The 19660-nt window shown below is 54.6% G+C and carries 19 protein-coding genes; 15 read left to right on the forward strand and 4 right to left on the reverse strand.

Annotated features, from left to right (window positions below; all coding sequences use genetic code 11):
• The first annotated feature begins 121 nt into the window (after positions 1-121).
• The 8 genes from F0Q32_RS10290 (at position 122) to F0Q32_RS10325 (ending at position 6886) form a co-directional block, all read left to right on the forward strand.
• On the forward strand, positions 122-535 hold the full coding sequence (locus tag F0Q32_RS10290; RefSeq protein WP_149462981.1) for a DNA polymerase III subunit psi: 414 nt from the start codon (positions 122-124) through the stop codon (positions 533-535).
• Positions 504-950 (forward strand): ribosomal protein S18-alanine N-acetyltransferase, encoded by a 447-nt coding sequence (gene rimI / locus F0Q32_RS10295; RefSeq protein ID WP_149462982.1) that lies wholly within the window; start codon positions 504-506, stop codon positions 948-950. The genes F0Q32_RS10290 and rimI overlap by 32 nt, the downstream gene beginning before the upstream one ends.
• An 18-nt stretch (positions 951-968) precedes the next feature.
• The gene (gene yjjG, locus F0Q32_RS10300) at positions 969-1646 is read left to right on the forward strand and encodes a pyrimidine 5'-nucleotidase (protein ID WP_149463206.1); all 678 of its coding nucleotides are present in this window, start codon (positions 969-971) and stop codon (positions 1644-1646) included.
• A gap of 91 nt (positions 1647-1737) precedes the next feature.
• Positions 1738-3327 carry a peptide chain release factor 3 gene (prfC, locus tag F0Q32_RS10305; protein WP_149462983.1) on the forward strand — a complete coding sequence of 530 codons (1590 nt, stop codon included), beginning with the start codon at positions 1738-1740 and terminating at the stop codon, positions 3325-3327.
• Between the two features lie 329 nt (positions 3328-3656).
• The gene (osmY, locus tag F0Q32_RS10310) at positions 3657-4253 is read left to right on the forward strand and encodes a molecular chaperone OsmY (RefSeq protein ID WP_149462984.1); all 597 of its coding nucleotides are present in this window, start codon (positions 3657-3659) and stop codon (positions 4251-4253) included.
• A gap of 103 nt (positions 4254-4356) precedes the next feature.
• The gene (locus F0Q32_RS10315; protein WP_007373037.1) at positions 4357-4518 is read left to right on the forward strand and encodes a DUF1328 domain-containing protein; all 162 of its coding nucleotides are present in this window, start codon (positions 4357-4359) and stop codon (positions 4516-4518) included.
• Positions 4519-4672: 154 nt separating this feature from the next.
• Complete coding sequence (locus tag F0Q32_RS10320; protein WP_149462985.1) at positions 4673-5446, forward strand: TatD family hydrolase; 774 nt, start codon at positions 4673-4675, stop codon at positions 5444-5446.
• A 162-nt stretch (positions 5447-5608) separates the two neighbouring features.
• Complete coding sequence (locus F0Q32_RS10325) at positions 5609-6886, forward strand: NupC/NupG family nucleoside CNT transporter (RefSeq protein ID WP_149462986.1); 1278 nt, start codon at positions 5609-5611, stop codon at positions 6884-6886.
• Here F0Q32_RS10325 and F0Q32_RS10330 read toward each other — a convergent pair.
• Positions 6881-7744, reverse strand: a complete 864-nt coding sequence (locus F0Q32_RS10330; RefSeq protein WP_149462987.1) for a YjjW family glycine radical enzyme activase — start codon at positions 7742-7744, stop codon at positions 6881-6883. The two genes, F0Q32_RS10325 and F0Q32_RS10330, sit on opposite strands and share 6 nt — an antisense overlap.
• A complete protein-coding gene (locus F0Q32_RS10335; RefSeq protein WP_149462988.1) occupies positions 7716-9266 on the reverse strand; it encodes a YjjI family glycine radical enzyme in 1551 nt (516 codons plus the stop codon). The genes F0Q32_RS10330 and F0Q32_RS10335 overlap by 29 nt, the downstream gene beginning before the upstream one ends.
• 246 nt (positions 9267-9512) lie before the next feature.
• Between F0Q32_RS10335 and deoC the strand changes: the two genes are divergently transcribed.
• The 4 genes from deoC (at position 9513) to deoD (ending at position 13875) form a co-directional block, all read left to right on the forward strand.
• A complete protein-coding gene (deoC, locus tag F0Q32_RS10340) occupies positions 9513-10292 on the forward strand; it encodes a deoxyribose-phosphate aldolase (RefSeq protein ID WP_149462989.1) in 780 nt (259 codons plus the stop codon).
• A 142-nt stretch (positions 10293-10434) separates the two neighbouring features.
• Complete coding sequence (gene deoA, locus F0Q32_RS10350) at positions 10435-11757, forward strand: thymidine phosphorylase (protein ID WP_149462990.1); 1323 nt, start codon at positions 10435-10437, stop codon at positions 11755-11757.
• A gap of 52 nt (positions 11758-11809) precedes the next feature.
• Complete coding sequence (gene deoB / locus F0Q32_RS10355) at positions 11810-13033, forward strand: phosphopentomutase (protein ID WP_149462991.1); 1224 nt, start codon at positions 11810-11812, stop codon at positions 13031-13033.
• A 122-nt stretch (positions 13034-13155) separates the two neighbouring features.
• Positions 13156-13875: a purine-nucleoside phosphorylase gene (gene deoD / locus F0Q32_RS10360; protein WP_015966021.1), complete on the forward strand. Its 720-nt coding sequence runs from the start codon at positions 13156-13158 to the stop codon at positions 13873-13875.
• A 107-nt stretch (positions 13876-13982) separates the two neighbouring features.
• Here deoD and lplA read toward each other — a convergent pair whose 3' ends face one another.
• Both lplA and F0Q32_RS10370 read right to left on the reverse strand, forming a co-directional pair.
• Positions 13983-14999: a lipoate--protein ligase LplA gene (gene lplA / locus F0Q32_RS10365; protein WP_149462992.1), complete on the reverse strand. Its 1017-nt coding sequence runs from the start codon at positions 14997-14999 to the stop codon at positions 13983-13985.
• A 14-nt stretch (positions 15000-15013) separates the two neighbouring features.
• Positions 15014-15655, reverse strand: coding sequence for a YtjB family periplasmic protein (locus F0Q32_RS10370; RefSeq protein ID WP_015966018.1), 642 nt, complete (start codon positions 15653-15655; stop codon positions 15014-15016).
• A gap of 104 nt (positions 15656-15759) precedes the next feature.
• Here F0Q32_RS10370 and serB point away from each other — a divergent pair, with 104 nt between their 5' ends.
• The 3 genes from serB to nadR all read left to right on the forward strand — a co-directional run bounded on the left by serB (position 15760) and on the right by nadR (position 19588).
• Complete coding sequence (gene serB, locus F0Q32_RS10375; protein ID WP_149462993.1) at positions 15760-16731, forward strand: phosphoserine phosphatase; 972 nt, start codon at positions 15760-15762, stop codon at positions 16729-16731.
• Between the two features lie 10 nt (positions 16732-16741).
• The gene (gene radA, locus F0Q32_RS10380) at positions 16742-18127 is read left to right on the forward strand and encodes a DNA repair protein RadA (RefSeq protein WP_149462994.1); all 1386 of its coding nucleotides are present in this window, start codon (positions 16742-16744) and stop codon (positions 18125-18127) included.
• A 228-nt stretch (positions 18128-18355) separates the two neighbouring features.
• Positions 18356-19588 carry a multifunctional transcriptional regulator/nicotinamide-nucleotide adenylyltransferase/ribosylnicotinamide kinase NadR gene (nadR, locus tag F0Q32_RS10385; RefSeq protein WP_108475582.1) on the forward strand — a complete coding sequence of 411 codons (1233 nt, stop codon included), beginning with the start codon at positions 18356-18358 and terminating at the stop codon, positions 19586-19588.
• Positions 19589-19660 lie beyond the last annotated feature (72 nt).

The raw sequence follows: 19660 nt of genomic DNA on the forward strand, positions 1-19660 counted from the left end.
GAAAAGCTCCTTCGTTAAACATGGCGGCGATTATACACTGTTGTTTACTCGCGAGCGCGTAATTGGCGCAGTTTCGCTGAGTTTGCTATATTTGCGCCCTTGATAGACAGGAGCGTTTCACATGACATCCCGGCGAGACTGGCAATTACAACAGTTGGGCATCACCCAGTGGTCACTGCGCCGCCCAACGGCGTTGCAGGGAGAGATTGCGATTTCGCTACCGGAGCACATCCAGCTGGTGATGGTCGCCGATGAACTGCCGTCGCTAACGGAACCGCTGATTAGCGATGTACTGCGCGCCTTGCAGCTTACGCCAGACCGCGTCCTGCAACTCACGCCTGAAAAAGTGGCGATGCTACCGCAGGGTAAACGCTGCAACTGCTGGCGCCTTGGTAATGATGAGCCCGTCTCGCTGGAAGGGGCTCAGGTTTCAACGCCAGCCTTTAACGAATTAAAAGCCAGCGCGCCAGCACGCGCCGCGCTTTGGCAACAAATTTGCGCACATGAACACGATTTCTACCCTCAGCACGACTGATCTTCCCGCGGCCTGGCAGATTGAAAAACGCGCCCACGCCTTTCCGTGGAGTGAAAAAACCTTCGCCAGCAATCAGGGTGAACGTTATCTGAACCTGAAGCTAACCGTTGGCGACGAACTGGCTGCTTTCGCCATCACTCAGATAGTGCTGGATGAAGCGACGCTATTCAATATTGCGGTCGATCCCGCTTATCAACGTCGCGGGCTGGGTCGTGAGTTACTGGAACACGTGATTGACGACGTCGAGAAGCGTGGCGTCGCCACGCTATGGCTGGAAGTACGCGCCTCGAACGCGCCCGCCATTGCGCTCTACGAGAGTTTAGGTTTTAACGAAGCGACGATTCGCCGCAATTACTACCCGACAGTTGACGGGCATGAAGATGCGATTGTGATGGCTTTGCCGCTCAGTATGTAAGTAAAACAAGGTGATATGATGAAGTGGGACTGGATTTTCTTTGACGCCGACGAAACGTTGTTCACGTTTGATTCTTTCAGCGGCTTACAGCGGATGTTTCTCGACTATAGCGTGACCTTTACCGCCGAAGATTTTCAGGACTACCAGGCCGTAAACAAACCGTTGTGGGTGGATTACCAGAACGGGGCAATCACCTCGTTGCAGCTTCAGCGCCAGCGTTTTGTTGGCTGGGGTGAGCAGCTTAGCGTACCCCCGGAAGAGCTGAACGACGCGTTTATGAATGCGATGGCGGAAATCTGTGCGCCGCTGCCGGGTGCGGCCTCGCTTATCAACGCGCTGAAAGGCAAAGTGAAAATGGGGATCATCACCAACGGTTTTACGTCGTTGCAGCAGATTCGCCTTGAGCGCACCGGTTTTCGCAATCACTTTGATTTACTGATTATTTCTGAAGAGGTCGGCGTCGCTAAACCTGACCGCCGAATTTTCGACCACGCGCGGGAATTAGCCGGTAAACCGGACCCTTCGCGCATATTAATGGTCGGTGATACTGCGGCGTCGGATATCCTCGGTGGCATGAACGCGGGATGGTCTACCTGCTGGCTGAATGCGCACCAGCAGCCGCTGCCGGAAGGCATCAAACCCGACTATACCGTTTCGTCATTAAGCGAACTGGAGTTACTCCTGTGTAAACAGTGATTGCCTGTCCCCCTTTGATGGGTAAAATAGCCGCAATTTTTCGTATTTAACGTGCGCAGCGCTTTGCTGCGCCTGGAAAGAAGATCCCATTATGACGTTGTCCCCTTATTTGCAAGAGGTGGCGAAGCGCCGCACTTTTGCCATTATTTCCCACCCGGATGCCGGTAAAACGACGATTACCGAAAAGGTTCTTCTGTTCGGACAGGCAATTCAGACTGCGGGTACGGTAAAAGGCCGTGGCTCCAGCCAGCATGCGAAATCTGACTGGATGGAGATGGAAAAACAGCGTGGTATTTCTATCACCACGTCGGTGATGCAGTTCCCGTATCACGATTGCCTGGTGAACCTGCTGGACACCCCTGGGCACGAAGACTTCTCGGAAGATACTTATCGTACCCTGACGGCGGTGGACTGCTGCCTGATGGTTATCGATGCTGCGAAAGGCGTAGAAGATCGTACCCGTAAGCTGATGGAAGTCACCCGTCTGCGCGATACGCCGATCCTCACCTTTATGAACAAACTCGACCGTGATATCCGCGACCCGATGGAGTTGCTGGATGAAGTGGAAAACGAGCTGAAAATCGGCTGTGCGCCGATCACCTGGCCGATTGGCTGCGGCAAACTGTTTAAAGGTGTTTACCATCTCTATAAAGATGAAACCTATCTTTATCAGACCGGTAAAGGCCACACCATTCAGGAAGTGCGCATCGTAAAAGGGCTGAATAACCCGGAACTGGATGCCGCTGTCGGTGAAGATCTGGCGCAGCAACTGCGTGATGAACTGGAGCTGGTTCAGGGCGCATCGAACGAATTCGATGAAGAGCTGTTCCTGGCCGGTGAAATCACCCCGGTATTCTTCGGTACCGCATTGGGTAACTTCGGTGTTGATCACATGCTGGATGGCCTGGTGGAGTGGGCGCCTGCGCCGATGCCGCGTAAAACAGATACCCGTGAAGTTGTTGCAGCTGAAGAGAAGTTTTCTGGCTTCGTCTTTAAAATTCAGGCCAACATGGACCCGAAACACCGTGACCGCGTAGCGTTTATGCGTGTCGTTTCGGGTAAGTATGAGAAAGGCATGAAGCTACGTCAGGTGCGTATTGGTAAAGACGTGGTCATTTCTGACGCGCTGACCTTTATGGCGGGCGACCGTTCTCACGTGGAAGAAGCCTATCCGGGCGACATTATCGGCCTGCATAACCACGGCACCATTCAGATTGGTGACACCTTCACCCAGGGCGAAATGATGAAGTTCACCGGCATTCCGAACTTCGCGCCGGAACTGTTCCGTCGTATTCGTCTGCGCGATCCGCTGAAGCAAAAACAGTTGCTTAAAGGGCTGGTACAGCTTTCAGAAGAGGGCGCAGTACAGGTCTTCCGGCCTATCGCCAACAACGATTTGATCGTCGGCGCGGTGGGTGTGCTGCAGTTTGACGTGGTTGTGGCGCGCCTGAAAAGCGAATACAACGTTGAAGCGATTTACGAATCGGTGAACGTCGCCACTGCCCGTTGGGTAGAAGGCAAAGACGTGAAGAAATTCGAAGAGTTCAAACGTAAGAACGAAGTGCAACTGGCGCTGGATGGTGGCGATAATCTGACCTATATCGCGCCAACGATGGTTAACCTGAACCTGACGCAGGAACGTTACCCTGATGTCGAGTTCCGCAAAACTCGCGAGCACTAATCTCCCCCGGAAGCACGGCCAGCGCCGTGCTTCCGCGTTTTACCCCTCCCTTTTCCCTTCTGCGGAAAGTTCTTAATTGCACCCCATTCTCATGCACTTTGCTGGTTTTTTAGTCAATTACGCCTGCAAGCTGCCGAGAGTGTTCTATATTTAACAGAGTGATGAGCGAGTTGCTGGTTTAATGCACTTTGTTATTTGTAAATCTTAGCGCATTAACCCATCAAAATTACTTATCGCAGTATGTATAACTACTAACAGGACGGGTGTCGTCCTCAACAGCATGACGGCCACTGTGTCGGGTGCTCAAAAACCGGGCAATACAAGGAGATATGATGATGACTAAGATGAAAATGGGAAAAACGTTGCTGGCCGTCATTCTGGGCTCTGCGGTGATGAGCGGTTCTGCATTGGCTGAAAGCAATGCGGCCACTGACGCGGGACAGAAAGTTGACAGTTCGATGAACAAAGTCGGCAACTTTATGGATGACAGCGCCATCACCGCGAAAGTAAAAGCGGCGCTGGTTGATCATGATGCGATTAAAAGCACCGATATTTCGGTGAAAACCGAAAACAAGGTCGTGATCTTAAGCGGTACGGTCGACAACCAGTCTCAATCAGACCAGGCGACGTCCCTGGCAAAAGGGGTTGAGGGTGTAAGCAGCGTTGAAAACAAACTGACTATCCGTGAAGGCAAAGCGGACAGCATGAAAGGCTATGCAGGTGATGCGGCAACCACCAGTGAGGTGAAGGCCAAACTGCTGGCTGATGACATTGTCCCGTCACGCAAAGTGAAAGTTGAGACCACCGACGGCGTCGTGACGCTGACCGGTACGGTTGAATCTAAAGCGCAGGTGGAACGCGCGGAAAGTATTGCCAAAGCCATTGACGGTGTGAAAAGCGTAGAAAATGACCTGAAAACGCCGTAAGGCGGTTCAGGAAAATATTGAAGTATTTTTAATTTTTAAGATTGCTGGTGTCGCCTGAGTGCGTTGTTAAGCGGTGACATTAACTTTGGTAAAGGAGAATCGTATGTTTCGTTGGGGCATTATCTTTCTGGTTATCGCGTTAATTGCCGCTGCACTGGGCTTTGGTGGTTTAGCGGGTACCGCAGCAGGCGCGGCGAAAATTGTATTCATCGTCGGTATCATCCTGTTCCTGGTCAGCCTGTTTATGGGCCGCAGACGCCCGTAGCGTTTGATACAGACAATTTATAAAGCCAGTCTTCGGACTGGCTTTTGTCGTTTATGCGCGGCTGCCGGATGGCGGCGTACCGCCTTTTCCGGCCTACAAAACCATAAACCAAATGGGGTACACTGAAACGCTGCACGTGGCCGGAGAAAACCGTATGACCTTTCTTTTTATCGATACCCATTGTCACTTTGATTTCCCGCCGTTCACCGGTGATGAAACCGCGAGCCTTGCACTGGCCGCGCAGGCGGGTGTCGAAAAAATTATTGTTCCGGCAACAGAAGCATTGCGTTTTGATACGGTGCTTTGGCTGGCTTCCCAACATCCGCCGCTGTATGCCGCACTGGGTCTGCATCCTATTGTCATTGAAAATCATGATGACAGAAGCCTGGAAGCACTGGAGACGGCGCTGGCGTCAAAGCCGGAAAAACTGATTGCCGTCGGCGAGATTGGTCTCGATCTCTATCGTCAAGACCCGCAGTTTGAACGCCAGCAACGGTTGCTGGATGCGCAACTGCAACTGGCGAAAAAGTACGATTTGCCCGTGATCCTGCATTCACGTCGAACCCATGACAAACTGGCGATGCATCTTAAGCGTCATGCGCTGCCACGTACGGGAGTAGTACATGGTTTTTCCGGCAGCCTGCAACAGGCGGAGCGATTTGTCGAACTGGGGTACAAGATTGGCGTCGGCGGCACGATCACTTACCCGCGAGCCAGCAAAACGCGCGCTGTTATGGCACAACTTCCGCTCAGTGCACTGGTGCTGGAAACAGATGCGCCCGATATGCCGTTAAACGGTTATCAGGGGCAGCCCAATCGCCCGGAACGCGTGGCGCAGGTGTTCAATGAACTTTGCACGTTACGGGATGAAGCTCCCGCTGAAATTGCTGAGGCCTTATGGCGTAACAGCAGTCAGCTCTTTTTCTGATTTGTGAAGGGCTAATGTGATTTAAGTCTCAATATTTACTTTTGCTCTCTGGGTATTGCGTAAAATATGTGATGTCACGCGAGAAGGATAGTGACGGAACGTTATAATCGTGGCGCGTTATGTTGCTCCATTTTTCAACGTTTCAATACACAGGGACTCTGTATGCAAATCCTCATGGGACTTATCGGCATGGTGGTGCTGCTGGCCATTGCCTTACTTCTGTCCAATAATCGTCGAGCGATCAATCTCCGAACTGTGCTGGGTGCCTGGCTGATTCAGGTTGGAATTGGTGCGCTTATTCTCTATGTTCCCGCCGGGCGCAAGGTGCTGCTGGCGATGTCCGAAGGCGTGGCGAACGTCATCGCTTATGGTAACGAGGGTATCGGCTTCCTGTTTGGTGGGCTGGTATCCGATAAAATGTTTGAAGTCTTCGGCGGTGGCGGCTTTGTTTTCGCGCTGCGCGTGCTGCCGGTTATCGTCTTCTTCTCCTCGCTGATCGCGGTGCTTTACTATCTCGGCATTATGCAGTTTGTCATCCGAATTCTGGGTGGTGCGCTGCGTGCCGTGCTGAAAACCTCGCGTACGGAATCGCTTTCCGCGACGGCGAATATTTTCGTCGGGCAAACCGAAGCGCCGCTGGTGGTGCGTCCGTACATCGCGACCATGACGCGTTCTGAACTGTTCGCGGTGATGTGTGGTGGCCTGGCGTCTGTGGCAGGTTCTGTGCTGGCAGGCTACGCGCAGATGGGCGTGCCGCTGGAGTACCTGATTGCCGCATCGTTCATGGCGGCACCGGGCGGCCTGCTGTTTGCGAAAATCATCGTGCCGGAAACGGAAAAACCTAATGATTCGCCGAATCTGGAAGCAGAAGCCAACAATCCGGATGCTCCGGCTAACGTTCTGGATGCTGCGGCTTCTGGCGCCGCTTCTGGTATGCAACTGGCATTAAACGTGGGGGCGATGCTGCTGGCATTTATCGCGCTGATTGCTCTGTTGAACGGCATGCTCTCCGGGATTGGGGGTTGGTTTAACCATCCGGATCTGTCGCTGCAGATGATCCTCGGTTGGGTCTTCTCACCGCTGGCGTGGGTGATTGGCGTACCGTGGAGCGAAGCAACCGTGGCGGGCTCATTTATCGGCCAGAAGCTCATCATCAACGAGTTTGTGGCTTATATGAACTTCGGCGAATATCTTAAGCCAGATGCCGAGGTGACAGCTGCGGGATTACAGGTTATTTCTGCCCACACTAAAGCGATTATTTCGTTTGCCCTGTGCGGCTTTGCGAACCTGTCGTCAATTGCGATTCTGATTGGCGGATTGGGCGGCATGGCACCGAGTCGTCGCCAGGATATCGCCCAGCTTGGTCTGCGCGCCGTGGCGGCGGGGACGCTCTCAAACCTGATGAGCGCCACCATCGCCGGGGTGTTCCTCGCACTATAAATACAGCGCCGGAGGGATAATCTGTTTTATCCCTCTGGCCCGTAGCGCCTGCGCCAGTGCGTCAATGTCGTCTGGCCCGGCGCTGCGCCACCTTTTAGCCTCGCCATAAACGCCGTGCGCATGAAAGGCATTTAGCCGCACCGGCACCTTACCCAGTTCGTGAATAAATGCGCTTAACGCCTCTATCTCTTGCAGATAATCAGTTTGTTGCGGAATAACCAACAAACGCAATTCTGCCAGTAAGCCACGCTCTGCCAGCCAGCGAATGCTCGCCTTGATACGCTGATTGCTTCGCCCAGTTAGTGACTGATGCGTATTCTCACTCCAGGCTTTTAAATCCACCATCACGCCGTCACATAACGGACTGAGTTTCTCCCAGCCAGCCATGGAAAGCTCGCCGTTGCTGTCGACCAGGCAGGTGAGATGGCGCAGGGCCGACGACTGGCGAATCTGTTCAAACAGCGCGCAGACGAACGGTAACTGCGTAGTGGCCTCGCCACCGCTGACGGTGATGCCCTCAATAAATGGCGCGGCGCGGGCGATCTGCTGGAGAATCTGCTCCATGCTCCAGAGCTGGGCCATTGGCGTTGCCTGTTGTGGACATATTTGCAGGCAGGTGTCGCATTGCTGGCAGGCATCCTCCTGCCAGTAAACGCGTCCCCCCTGAATGGAAAGCGCATCGTGTGGGCAATGCAAAACACATTCGCCACAATCGTTACAGCGCCCCATCGTCCACGGGTTATGGCAGTTTTTGCAGCGCAGATTACACCCTTGCAGGAACAGGGCCAGGCGGCTGCCTGGCCCATCCACGCACGAGAAGGGGATGATTTTACTGACTAAAGCGCATCTGCTGTTCATGACTGACTACTCGCGGTTGGCGTTCCAGAATGCGCGTATTGCGCGCGGCTTCTTCACCCAGCCAGGTGGTATTGGTCCGCGAACCGTCGGCGCGATACTTTTCGAGATCCGACAAACGCACCATGTAACCCGTGACGCGCACCAGATCGTTGCCGCTAATGTTGGCGCTGAACTCGCGCATACCCACTTTAAACGCACCCAGACAAAGCTGCATCACCGCCTGCGGGTTACGTTTCACCGTTTCATCAAGCGTCAGGATATCGCTGATCCCCGCTGGATAGTGCGCGTGATGTGGCGCAACCGCCAGCAGATGACTCACCGGGTCAGGCTCATCGCCATAAGGCAGACGAGCGCCCGGCGTGGTGCCGATATCGGAGCTGATTCCTGATTGCGCATGCAACATTGCGCGCTGTTGCCAGCCGTAGCGTACGGGCGTCTTCGAGACAAATTCCGCGAGCTGTTCACTGATACGGTAGCCCAGCGCATTGGCCTGAGGATCTTTGCCATAGCGGGCGCGAAGACCGTCTTTCTCGCAGAGAATATTGACCGCTTCCGCCAGAGAATAGATGCCGAACATGGGCACAAAACGATCAGGATCGATCAGACCTTCTGTTACCAGGAAGCTATGATCAAAGAAGTGCGATTGCTCATAGAGGAAGGCGCAGCGGGCGTCGATGATGTCGATTTGCTGCTGGCAGTAGTGCGGCAGCATCTGGCTAAAGAACGTTTCAGTCGAAGTGCTGCGTTTCGCAACCTCCTGCAAATTGAGGCGTACCAGTGTGCTACCACCGCCCGCCATCGGCAGGCTGTTGTAACAGCTCACAATACCATAGTGACCTTTTGTGAAAATATTATCATTTATTGGGCCGTTGGCGATGTGTGGTTTGCTGCACTCACAAATATTTTTGCTGACTTCCAGCAGCAGATCGTCAGGAGTGATTTCTGGATCGTAGATAAAGGTGAGATTTGGCGCGACCTGCTTCAGCTCTGCATCTGCGCGGAGAATAGCGCGCGTTATTGGTGTATCTGCGGGGCCAATATTCACATGCGTGAAGGCATCGGGGAGCGTGCGATCGAGATAGCGCCAGAAACGTTTTATTCGGCTATTGATTTCTTCTTGTGTTAGAATTCTAACATATGGCATCAACAGTTCATCGAGATGCCCGAGGAACACCGGCATGGCGGTCACGGAAGGGACGTGGTGATAAAGAATGGTGAGCAAAGAGAGCGCATCATCCAGATCCTGAGCGCCTTCCAGCTCCAGCCATTCGGAACCGTTTGCCAGAAAACGCGCGTAGTCCGGCAGGACATAACGCGGCTTGTAAGGTGCGTGGCCTTCGAACATATCGCAGATAACGCCCTCCGCCAGCGCGGCTTGCGCAGCGGGTGTTAGCGCCGGATAAGGCAGTGCATTTTCCGCCTCCAGCGCCAGAAAATGGCGTTTCTGTTCCGGGCTTAAAACTGGGCTTGTCACAATTTTCTGGCACTGCTGCAGCAGCGATGAAGAGGTTGATGTTGGCATGGTGTATTCCTCAGGCGAGAGATGGGCGAAGTGTAGGAAAAAGCGCGTAGCGATCTTTTGATCCCATACGGCGATCCACGTGTTTTCTTGCGCTGGAAGAACGAGAAGTTTGATTAATGTCTCATTATGGTTATGCAAATTTGTACGTTTGTTTCATTAACTGTGATGAGTGTCGAAGTGTAAGTGCGGGGGAGTGTTACAATAGTCACATACCCGCAAGGTGAAATTTTAAAGTCGGAGAACAAAATGACTGATTTAACGGCAAGCAGTCTGCGTGCATTAAAACTGATGGACCTGACCACCCTGAACGAAGACGACACTGATGCGAAAGTGATTGCGCTGTGTCATCAGGCGAAAACCCCGGTCGGCAACACGGCGGCGGTCTGCATCTACCCGCGTTTTATCCCGATTGCGCGTAAAACCCTGAACGAGCAGGGCACGCCGGATATCCGCATCGCCACCGTCACTAACTTCCCGCACGGTAACGACGATATCGATATTGCGCTGGCGGAAACCCGCGCGGCAATCGCCTACGGTGCTGACGAAGTTGACGTGGTTTTCCCGTACCGCGCACTGATCGCTGGCAACGAGCAGATCGGCTTCGACCTGGTGAAAGCGTGTAAAGACGCCTGCGCTGCGGCAAACGTACTGCTGAAAGTGATCATCGAAACCGGTGAACTGAAAGAAGAAGCGCTGATTCGTAAAGCGTCTGAAATCTCTATTAAAGCGGGCGCGGATTTCATCAAAACCTCTACCGGTAAGGTGCCGGTTAACGCCACCCCGGAAAGCGCGCGCATCATGATGGAAGTGATCCGTGATATGGGCGTGTCTAAAACCGTTGGCTTCAAACCGGCAGGCGGCGTACGCAGTGCAGAAGATGCGCAGCAGTTCCTGGCGATTGCCGACGAACTGTTCGGCGCAGACTGGGCGGATTCCCGTCACTACCGTTTCGGCGCATCCAGCCTGCTGGCGAGCCTGCTGAAAGCACTCGGTCACGGCGACGGTAAAAGCGCAAGCAGCTACTAAGTAAGATGCTTTGCGCCTGATGCGCTGCGCTTATCAGGCCTACGAGATGTAACTACCCGTAGGCCGGATAAGGCGTAGCCGCCATCCGGCAATGCTGACGGGCAAAAACCGCCTTCATACTCTTTTCCTCAGGGAGGTTACCTTGTTTCTCGCACAAGAAATCATTCGTAAAAAACGCGATGGTCATGCATTAAGCGACGAAGAGATTCGCTTCTTTATCAATGGCATTCGCGACAACACCATTTCAGAAGGGCAAATTGCCGCTCTGGCGATGACCATTTTCTTCCATGATATGGCGATTGAAGAGCGTGTTTCGCTGACCATGGCCATGCGTGATTCAGGAACCGTTCTGGACTGGAAAAGCCTTAACCTTAATGGCCCGATTGTCGACAAACACTCGACCGGCGGTGTGGGTGATGTCACCTCGCTGATGCTGGGACCGATGGTTGCCGCATGCGGCGGCTATATTCCGATGATCTCCGGGCGAGGCCTGGGTCATACCGGCGGCACGCTGGACAAACTGGAAGCGATCCCCGGGTTTGATATTTTCCCTAGCGATGATCGTTTCCGCGAGATTATTAAAGACGTGGGTGTGGCGATTATTGGGCAGACCAGTTCGCTCGCACCGGCGGATAAACGTTTTTACGCCACCCGCGACATTACCGCAACGGTGGATTCCATTCCGCTTATCACCGCGTCTATCCTCGCCAAAAAGCTGGCAGAAGGTATCGATGCGCTGGTGATGGATGTGAAAGTGGGCAGCGGCGCATTTATGCCGACTTACGAACTTTCTCAGGCGCTGGCCGAAGCGATTGTTGGCGTGGCCAACGGCGCAGGTGTGCGCACGACCGCGTTGCTGACCGACATGAATCAGGTGCTGGCGTCCAGTGCGGGTAACGCTGTCGAAGTCCGCGAAGCGGTGCAGTTCCTGACGGGGGAATACCGCAACCCGCGCCTGTTCGACGTCACCATGGCGCTGTGTGTGGAAATGCTGATTTCCGGCAAGCTTGCCAAAGACGACGCAGAGGCGCGCGCCAAATTGCAGGCGGTGCTGGATAACGGTAAAGCGGCAGAGGTATTTGGCCGGATGGTCGCTGCACAAAAAGGCCCAACGGATTTCGTCGAAAACTACGCGAAATACCTGCCGACTGCGATGCTCAGTAAAGCGGTATATGCTGACAACGAAGGTTTTGTCGGTGCGATGGATACCCGCGCACTGGGTATGGCTGTCGTGGCGATGGGCGGCGGACGCCGCCAGGCTTCAGATACACTCGATTACAGCGTCGGCCTGACCGACATGATTCGCCTGGGTGACAGCGTTGACGGTCAGCGTCCGCTGGCAATCATTCATGCGAAAGATGAAAACAGCTGGCAGGAAGCGGCGAAAGCGGTCAAAGCGGCCATTCGCCTTGACGACAAAGCGCCAGAAATTACACCGACAGTCTATCGTCGAATCACTGAATAGCGATATACTGATCTGATCGCTTTTTTGCAGCGCAAGATGTATGGAGAACAAGATGAAACGTGCATTTATTATGGTGCTGGACTCCTTTGGTATCGGCGCAACTGAAGATGCCGACCGCTTTGGCGATGTCGGTGCGGATACAATGGGCCATATCGCAGAAGCCTGCGCCAAAGGTGAGGCTGACAATGGCCGTAAAGGCCCGCTGAACCTGCCTAACCTGACCCGCCTGGGCCTGGTGAAAGCGCATGAGGGTTCTACCGGTAAAATTGCTGCGGGTATGGACGGCAATGCAGAAGTCGTTGGCGCGTACGCGTGGGCGCATGAACTCTCTTCGGGTAAAGATACCCCGTCGGGTCACTGGGAAATCGCCGGTGTGCCGGTTCTGTTCGACTGGGGCTACTTTAGCGACCACGAAAACAGCTTCCCGCAGGAATTGCTCGATAAACTGGTAAAACGCGCGAACCTACCGGGTTACCTGGGTAACTGCCACTCTTCCGGTACCGTGATTCTGGACGAACTGGGCGAAGAGCACATGAAAACCGGTAAACCGATTTTCTATACCTCCGCCGACTCCGTGTTCCAGATTGCCTGCCACGAAGAGACTTTTGGCCTGGATAAACTTTACGAGCTGTGTGAAATTGCCCGTGAAGAGCTGACCGAAGGCGGTTACAACATTGGCCGCGTGATTGCGCGTCCGTTTATCGGCGACAAAGCCGGTAACTTCCAGCGTACCGGCAACCGTCACGACCTGGCTGTAGAACCGCCAGCGCCGACCGTGTTGCAGAAACTGGTTGATGAGAAAGACGGTCATGTGGTGTCCGTGGGTAAAATCGCGGATATCTACGCCAACTGCGGCATCACTAAAAAAGTGAAAGCCACCGGGCTGGACGCACTGTTTGACGCGACCATCAAAGAGATGAAAGAAGCGGGCGATAAGACCATAGTCTTCACCAACTTCGTTGATTTCGACTCTTCCTGGGGTCACCGTCGTGATATCGCCGGTTATGCTGCGGGTCTTGAGCTGTTCGACCGCCGTCTGCCGGAGCTGATGGAGCTGGTGGGGGAAGATGACATTCTGATCCTGACCGCTGACCACGGTTGCGACCCAAGCTGGCAGGGCACCGACCATACCCGTGAACACATCCCGGTACTGGTTTACGGCCCGAAAGTGAAACCGGGTTCGCTCGGCCACCGCGAAACATTTGCGGATATCGGTCAGACGCTGGCGACGTACTTCGGTACGTCACCGATGGAATACGGTAAAAACATGCTGTGATTGCTTGCCCGGTGGCGCTGCGCTTACCGGGCCTACGATTCTGTTAAAGGTGCGGCCTGATGCCCTCACCCCGGCCCTCTCCCACAGGGAGAGGGTGAAAACAATTTGATAAGGATACAACGATGGCTACCCCACACATTAATGCAGAAATGGGCGATTTCGCGGACGTAGTTTTGATGCCTGGCGACCCGCTGCGTGCGAAGCACATTGCTGAAACTTTCCTCGAAGACGTGCGTGAAGTGAACAACGTTCGCGGCATGCTGGGTTTCACCGGTACTTATAAAGGCCGCAAAATCTCCGTAATGGGTCACGGTATGGGTATCCCGTCCTGCTCCATCTACACCAAAGAGCTGATCACCGATTTCGGTGTGAAGAAAATCATTCGCGTGGGTTCCTGCGGCGCGGTGCGCCCGGACGTAAAACTGCGTGACGTGGTGATTGGCATGGGCGCGTGCACCGACTCTAAAGTCAACCGTCTGCGTTTTAAAGATCACGATTTCGCAGCAATTGCTGACTTCGGCATGGTGCGTAACGCGGTTGATGCAGCGAAAGCGCTGGGCGTTGATGCGCGCGTGGGTAACATCTTCTCCGCAGACCTGTTCTACACGCCGGACCCGCAAATGTTCGATGTGATGGAAAAATATGGCATCCTGGGGATCGAGATGGAAGCGGCAGGTATCTATGGCGTGGCAGCCGAGTTTGGTGCGAAAGCGCTGACCATCTGCACCGTGTCTGACCATATCCGTACCCACGAGCAGACTACTGCCGCTGAACGTCAGACCACGTTCAACGACATGATCAAAATCGCGCTGGAATCTGTACTGCTGGGCGACCAGGAGTAAGTTCGTTACCCCCTCACCCTAACCCTCTCCCACCGGGAGAGGGGACTACTTCAGGTGTGTACGGTGTTCTCCCTCTCCCTGAGGGAGAGGGCCGGGGTGAGGGGGCACTACCGCACCGCCCCCGCAATCCACGCTGACAACTCCCGCAACTCTTTCTCCTGCTCCGGGAAATTCCCTAACAGCGCTTCGCACTCCTGCTGTAATACATCTGCCCGGTATAAACACCCCTGCAATCGTGCGGCCAGCGCTTCTAGCGGTGCAGGATTCAAACTGTCGGTAAAGATCTGCGTGCGGGTAATATGCCCCTTCTCGACGTCGAAATGCAGCTCTACGCCGCCCCAGGTGAAGCGTTCATCCAGAAGATGGCTAAAGGCCGGCGCCTGACCGAAATTCCACTCCCAACTGCTCTGGCGTGCAAACGTCTCGGCAAAATTCGGCAGGTCTGGTGTTTTATCTGGCGAAATAATCTCGGCGTCTACGCGTTCGCCATAATGGGCGAAAAACGCCTCCGTAATCGCCGTACAAATTTGCTCATGCGTCACGCCCGGGAGCAGTTCGACGAGGTTTGCCACGCGCCCGCGTACGGAGGTAATCCCCTTCGCCTGAAGTTTCTTCTTATCCGGATTGAGATAGTTCGCCAGACGGCTCAGGTCGGCATTAAGCAGCAGTGTACCGTGGTGGAAACCGCGATCTTTGGTTTCGCGATAGGCTGAACCGGACACCTTGCGATCGCCCTCCGGCGTTTTCACAATGAGGTCGTTACGCCCGGACGCTTCCGCCACCGCGCCCAGCGAATTCAATGCTTCCAGTACAATGGCGGTGGACACGGTTTTGTCATACTCCGGCTTACCCGCCATAAACGTAAAACAGGTATTGCCGAGGTCATGGAACACCGCGCCGCCGCCGCTGCTGCGACGCGCCAGACGCACATTGTCTTCTTCCATGCGCCGCGTGTTGCACTCTTTCCACGGGTTTTGCGCGCGGCCAATGACCACGGTATCGGCGTTGCGCCAGAGGAACAGCACGCGCTGTGTGGCGGGCATCTGACGGAAAATACACTCTTCAACCGCCAGGTTAAACCAGGGGTCGTATGAGTCTGAGAGGAGCAGGCGTAAAGTGGCCATATTGAGTTCCCTTTCTACTCTTTTTTCTCTTCTTCCTCTTCCTGTACCGGTTTATTGGCGGTGAGAAGGAAGGGTGATTGTTGCCAGCGGGTGCGTTTGCCCTGTAGCAGCGTTCGTGTGAGCACCACGCCAATGGCAAGCGACAGCAACAGCATCAGGCGCAGAATATTGGTGGTGTTATCGACCTGTTTGGCTTCGGTTGGCAGCGTATGGGTGTCGAGCGTCAGACGTAAATACCCCAGCGGCCCATTTTTGCCCTGAATGGGTTCGACGATTTGCTGATTGAAATAGCCGCCCGCTTTTTTGCCATCCAGCGCCAGACGGTCGCGCAGTTCGACGCTCTCGCCGGCGCGGGCGATCATGTCGCCTTTCTCATCATACACCCCGGCGTCAAGGATGCGGCTTTCAGCGGTGAGTTGCGTGAGCAACTGGCGGACTTTTTTCTCATCTGGCGTCTCACTACGCACCAGCGGCGCAAGATTGAGCGCTACCTGACGGGCGAGCGTGCGCGCCAGTTCTTCAAGCTGCGGATTACGCTGCTGCTGGTGTTGTTGACTGAACCATGACGCCCCTTGCATCAATGCCACCAGAAGTGCGAGGCATATCAGGACAATCACGGCGCGATGCAGTCTGAATTTCAGTTTTGCGCGTACCATATTCCACCTTTGAAAATTTGCAGCTTAATGTTGCCAGAAGCGCTGGTTACAAGGTAGCCTCATGCGTTATTTTCCTGGCCTTAATGAAGTGGAGTGGAGCTGTAATGCCGAACAGTTTGACCTGGTGCGACCTGTCTGAAGATGTTTCCTTGTGGCCAGGGTTGCCGCTTTCGTTAAGTGGCGATGAAGTGATGCCACTGGATTATCACGCCGGACGCAGCGGCTGGCTGCTCTACGGGCGCGGGCTGGATAAACGCCAGTTAACCTCATATCAGCGCAAACTGGGCGCGGCAATGGTGATTGTTGCCGCCTGGTGTGTGGAAGATTATCAGGTTATTCGCCTGGCCGGGTCATTGACGCCGCGCGCGACTAAACTGGCGCACGATGCCGGGCTGGATGTTGCGCCGTTGGGGAAAATTCCACACCTGCGCACGCCTGGCCTGTTAGTGATGGATATGGATTCCACCGCTATCCAGATCGAATGCATTGATGAAATCGCCAAACTGGCAGGGACGGGCGAGCTGGTTTCTGAAGTGACCGAGCGCGCGATGCGCGGTGAACTCGACTTTGCTGCCAGCCTGCGCCAGCGCGTTGCCACACTTAAGGGCGCAGATGCCAATATTCTGCGTCAGGTCCGCGACGATTTGCCATTAATGCCGGGCTTAACCCAACTGGTACTGAAGCTGGAATCGCTAGGCTGGAAAGTGGCGATTGCCTCCGGCGGCTTTACCTTCTTTGCGGAGTATCTGCGCGATAAGCTGCGTCTGACTGCTGCGGTTGCTAACGAACTGGGCATTATGGATGGCGTGCTGACGGGCGAAGTGGTGGGCGATATCGTTGATGCGAAATACAAAGCCAATACGCTACAGCGCCTTGCTGAGCAGTATGACATTCCGAAAGAGCAGACCGTCGCCATCGGTGATGGCGCGAACGATCTGCCGATGATCAAAGCGGCTGGGCTGGGCATTGCTTATCATGCCAAGCCGAAAGTCAATGAACAGACGGAAGTCACCATCCGTCACGCTGACCTGATTGGGGTGCTGTGCATTCTGACGGGCAGCCTGAATCAGGAATAAGAGGTAAAACGTGGCGAAAGCTCCAAAACGCGCATTTGTCTGTAATGAATGTGGTGCGGATTATCCGCGTTGGCAGGGGCAGTGCAGTGCTTGCCATGCCTGGAATACCATCACCGAAGTGCGTGGTGTGGCGGCTTCTCCAACCGTTGCGCGTAATGAGCGTCTGAGCGGCTATGCGGGCAGCGCTGGCGTGTCGAAGGTGCAGAAGCTGTCGGATATCAGCCTGGAAGAACTGCCGCGCTTCTCGACCGGTTTTAAAGAGTTTGACCGTGTACTGGGCGGCGGGGTTGTGCCGGGGAGCGCGATTCTTATCGGCGGTAACCCTGGGGCCGGGAAATCAACACTGCTGCTGCAAACGCTGTGTAAACTCGCTGAGCAGATGAAAACTCTGTACGTCACCGGCGAAGAGTCATTACAGCAGGTGGCGATGCGTGCGCATCGTCTTGGCCTGCCGACCGCCAATCTCAATATGCTGTCAGAAACCAGCATCGAACAGATTTGCATGATCGCTGAGGAAGAGCAGCCGAAGCTGATGGTTATCGACTCCATCCAGGTCATGCACATGGCGGATATTCAGTCATCGCCGGGCAGCGTCGCGCAGGTGCGTGAAACCGCGGCTTATCTGACACGGTTTGCGAAAACGCGCGGCGTGGCGATTGTGATGGTCGGCCACGTGACCAAAGATGGCTCGCTGGCGGGCCCGAAAGTGCTGGAACACTGTATCGACTGCTCGGTGTTACTGGACGGTGATGCTGATTCGCGCTTCCGTACCCTACGCAGCCATAAAAACCGCTTTGGCGCGGTAAATGAACTGGGCGTGTTCGCGATGACCGAGCAGGGGCTGCGCGAAGTCAGCAATCCGTCAGCTATCTTCCTGAGCCGTGGGGATGAAGTGACATCCGGTAGCTCGGTGATGGTGGTGTGGGAAGGTACGCGCCCGCTGCTGGTTGAGATTCAGGCGCTGGTGGATCACTCGATGATGTCGAACCCGCGTCGCGTGGCTGTTGGGCTGGAGCAGAACCGTCTGGCGATTCTGCTGGCGGTGCTGCATCGTCATGGCGGTTTGCAGATGGCGGATCAGGACGTGTTCGTTAACGTGGTCGGCGGCGTGAAGGTCACCGAAACCAGTGCCGACCTGGCGTTGTTGCTGGCGATGGTCTCCAGCCTGCGCGACAGGCCGCTGCCGCAGGATCTCGTGGTATTTGGTGAAGTGGGCCTTGCCGGAGAAATTCGCCCGGTGCCGAGCGGCCAGGAGCGTATTTCCGAAGCCGCCAAACACGGTTTCCGCCGCGCAATTGTGCCAGCCGCGAACGTACCGAAAAAACCGCCCGAAGGCATGCAGGTATTCGGCGTGAAAAAACTCGCGGATGCGCTAAACGTCTTTGACGACTTATAATTAACATCGTGCTATTGCCGGATGCTATCCGGCCTACCGACCCGTAGGCCTGATAAGCGAAGCGCATCAGGCGCAGTTCAGCGCCGTTGCCGGATGCGGCTACCGCCTTATCCGGCCTGGCGACCCGTAGGCCTGATAAGCGCAGCGCATCAGGCGCAGTTCGGCACCGTTGCCGAATAACGGCGTGCAATTTTTTATCCTTGTTTAACCCATCAGCAGGAGGCTCTTGTGTCATCGTTCGATTATCTTAAAACCGCGATCCGTCAGAAAGGTTGCACGCTACAGCAGGTAGCTGACGCCAGCGGTATGACCAAGGGCTATCTCAGTCAGTTGTTAAACGCCAAAATCAAAAGCCCAAGTGCGCAGAAACTGGAAGCGCTGCATCGCTTTTTGGGCCTGGAGTTCCCGCGTCTGCAAAAGACCGTTGGCGTGGTCTTCGGTAAGTTCTACCCCTTGCATACCGGCCACATCTATCTGATTCAGCGCGCCTGTAGCCAGGTGGACGAGCTGCATATCATCATGGGTTACGACGACGTGCGCGACCGCACGCTGTTTGAGCAGAGCGCCATGTCGCAACAGCCCACTGTCCCGGATCGCCTGCGCTGGTTGCTGCAAACCTTTAAATATCAAAAAAACATCCGCATCCACGCCTTCAATGAAGAAGGGATGGAGCCTTATCCGCACGGCTGGGATGTGTGGAGCCGCGGCATGAAAGCCTTTATGGAAGAGAAGGGCATTCAACCCGACGTTATCTACACCTCCGAAGAGCTGGACGCACCGCAGTATATTGAACATCTCGGCATCAAAACCGTGCTGGTTGATCCGAAGCGAACCTTCATGAACATCAGCGGCGGGCAGATTCGTGAAAACCCGTTCCGCTACTGGGAATACATCCCCACCGAAGTGAAGCCGTTCTTTGTGCGCACGGTAGCGATTCTTGGCGGCGAATCCAGCGGTAAATCGACGCTGGTGAACAAGCTCGCCAATATCTTCAACACCTCCAGCGCCTGGGAGTATGGCCGCGATTATGTCTTCTCGCATCTGGGCGGTGATGAGATGGCGCTGCAATATTCCGATTACGACAAAATTGCGCTCGGCCATGCGCAGTACATTGATTTCGCGGTGAAATACGCTAACAAAGTGACCTTTATCGATACCGATTTTGTCAGCACTCAGGCGTTCTGCAAAAAATATGAAGGCCGCGAGCACCCCTTCGTGCAGGCGATGATTGATGAATACCGTTTCGACCTGGTGATTCTGCTGGAGAACAATACGCCGTGGATCAACGACGGACTCCGCAGCCTGGGCAGTTCTGTCGATCGCAAAGAGTTTCAGTCGCTGCTGGTATCGATGCTTAAGGAAAACAACATCGAGTTCGTGCACGTTGAAGAGGCGGATTACGATGCGCGCTTCCTGCGCTGCGTAGAGCTGGTGAAGCAACTAATGGGCGAAGCGGGATAAAGTGACCGATTATAGCGGCAGGTAGACTCGCGTTATCTGCCGCGAATCCGCTTTATTTCACCTGAATATATA

This window comes from Pseudocitrobacter sp. 73 (genome assembly GCF_008369545.1).
GTDB classification, from domain to species: domain Bacteria; phylum Pseudomonadota; class Gammaproteobacteria; order Enterobacterales; family Enterobacteriaceae; genus Pseudocitrobacter; species Pseudocitrobacter vendiensis.

What these genes read in the sequence shown, in the direction of transcription:
- F0Q32_RS10290 (WP_149462981.1), top strand. Translation starts at nt 122, where the DNA reads ATGACATCCCGGCGAGACTGGCAATTACAACAGTTGGGCATCACCCAG.
- rimI (WP_149462982.1), top strand. Translation starts at nt 504, where the DNA reads ATGAACACGATTTCTACCCTCAGCACGACTGATCTTCCCGCGGCCTGG.
- yjjG (WP_149463206.1), top strand. Translation starts at nt 969, where the DNA reads ATGAAGTGGGACTGGATTTTCTTTGACGCCGACGAAACGTTGTTCACG.
- prfC (WP_149462983.1), top strand. Translation starts at nt 1,738, where the DNA reads ATGACGTTGTCCCCTTATTTGCAAGAGGTGGCGAAGCGCCGCACTTTT.
- osmY (WP_149462984.1), top strand. Translation starts at nt 3,657, where the DNA reads ATGATGATGACTAAGATGAAAATGGGAAAAACGTTGCTGGCCGTCATT.
- F0Q32_RS10315 (WP_007373037.1), top strand. Translation starts at nt 4,357, where the DNA reads ATGTTTCGTTGGGGCATTATCTTTCTGGTTATCGCGTTAATTGCCGCT.
- F0Q32_RS10320 (WP_149462985.1), top strand. Translation starts at nt 4,673, where the DNA reads ATGACCTTTCTTTTTATCGATACCCATTGTCACTTTGATTTCCCGCCG.
- F0Q32_RS10325 (WP_149462986.1), top strand. Translation starts at nt 5,609, where the DNA reads ATGCAAATCCTCATGGGACTTATCGGCATGGTGGTGCTGCTGGCCATT.
- F0Q32_RS10330 (WP_149462987.1), bottom strand. Translation starts at nt 7,744, where the DNA reads ATGAACAGCAGATGCGCTTTAGTCAGTAAAATCATCCCCTTCTCGTGC.
- F0Q32_RS10335 (WP_149462988.1), bottom strand. Translation starts at nt 9,266, where the DNA reads ATGCCAACATCAACCTCTTCATCGCTGCTGCAGCAGTGCCAGAAAATT.
- deoC (WP_149462989.1), top strand. Translation starts at nt 9,513, where the DNA reads ATGACTGATTTAACGGCAAGCAGTCTGCGTGCATTAAAACTGATGGAC.
- deoB (WP_149462991.1), top strand. Translation starts at nt 11,810, where the DNA reads ATGAAACGTGCATTTATTATGGTGCTGGACTCCTTTGGTATCGGCGCA.
- deoD (WP_015966021.1), top strand. Translation starts at nt 13,156, where the DNA reads ATGGCTACCCCACACATTAATGCAGAAATGGGCGATTTCGCGGACGTA.
- lplA (WP_149462992.1), bottom strand. Translation starts at nt 14,999, where the DNA reads ATGGCCACTTTACGCCTGCTCCTCTCAGACTCATACGACCCCTGGTTT.
- F0Q32_RS10370 (WP_015966018.1), bottom strand. Translation starts at nt 15,655, where the DNA reads ATGGTACGCGCAAAACTGAAATTCAGACTGCATCGCGCCGTGATTGTC.
- serB (WP_149462993.1), top strand. Translation starts at nt 15,760, where the DNA reads ATGCCGAACAGTTTGACCTGGTGCGACCTGTCTGAAGATGTTTCCTTG.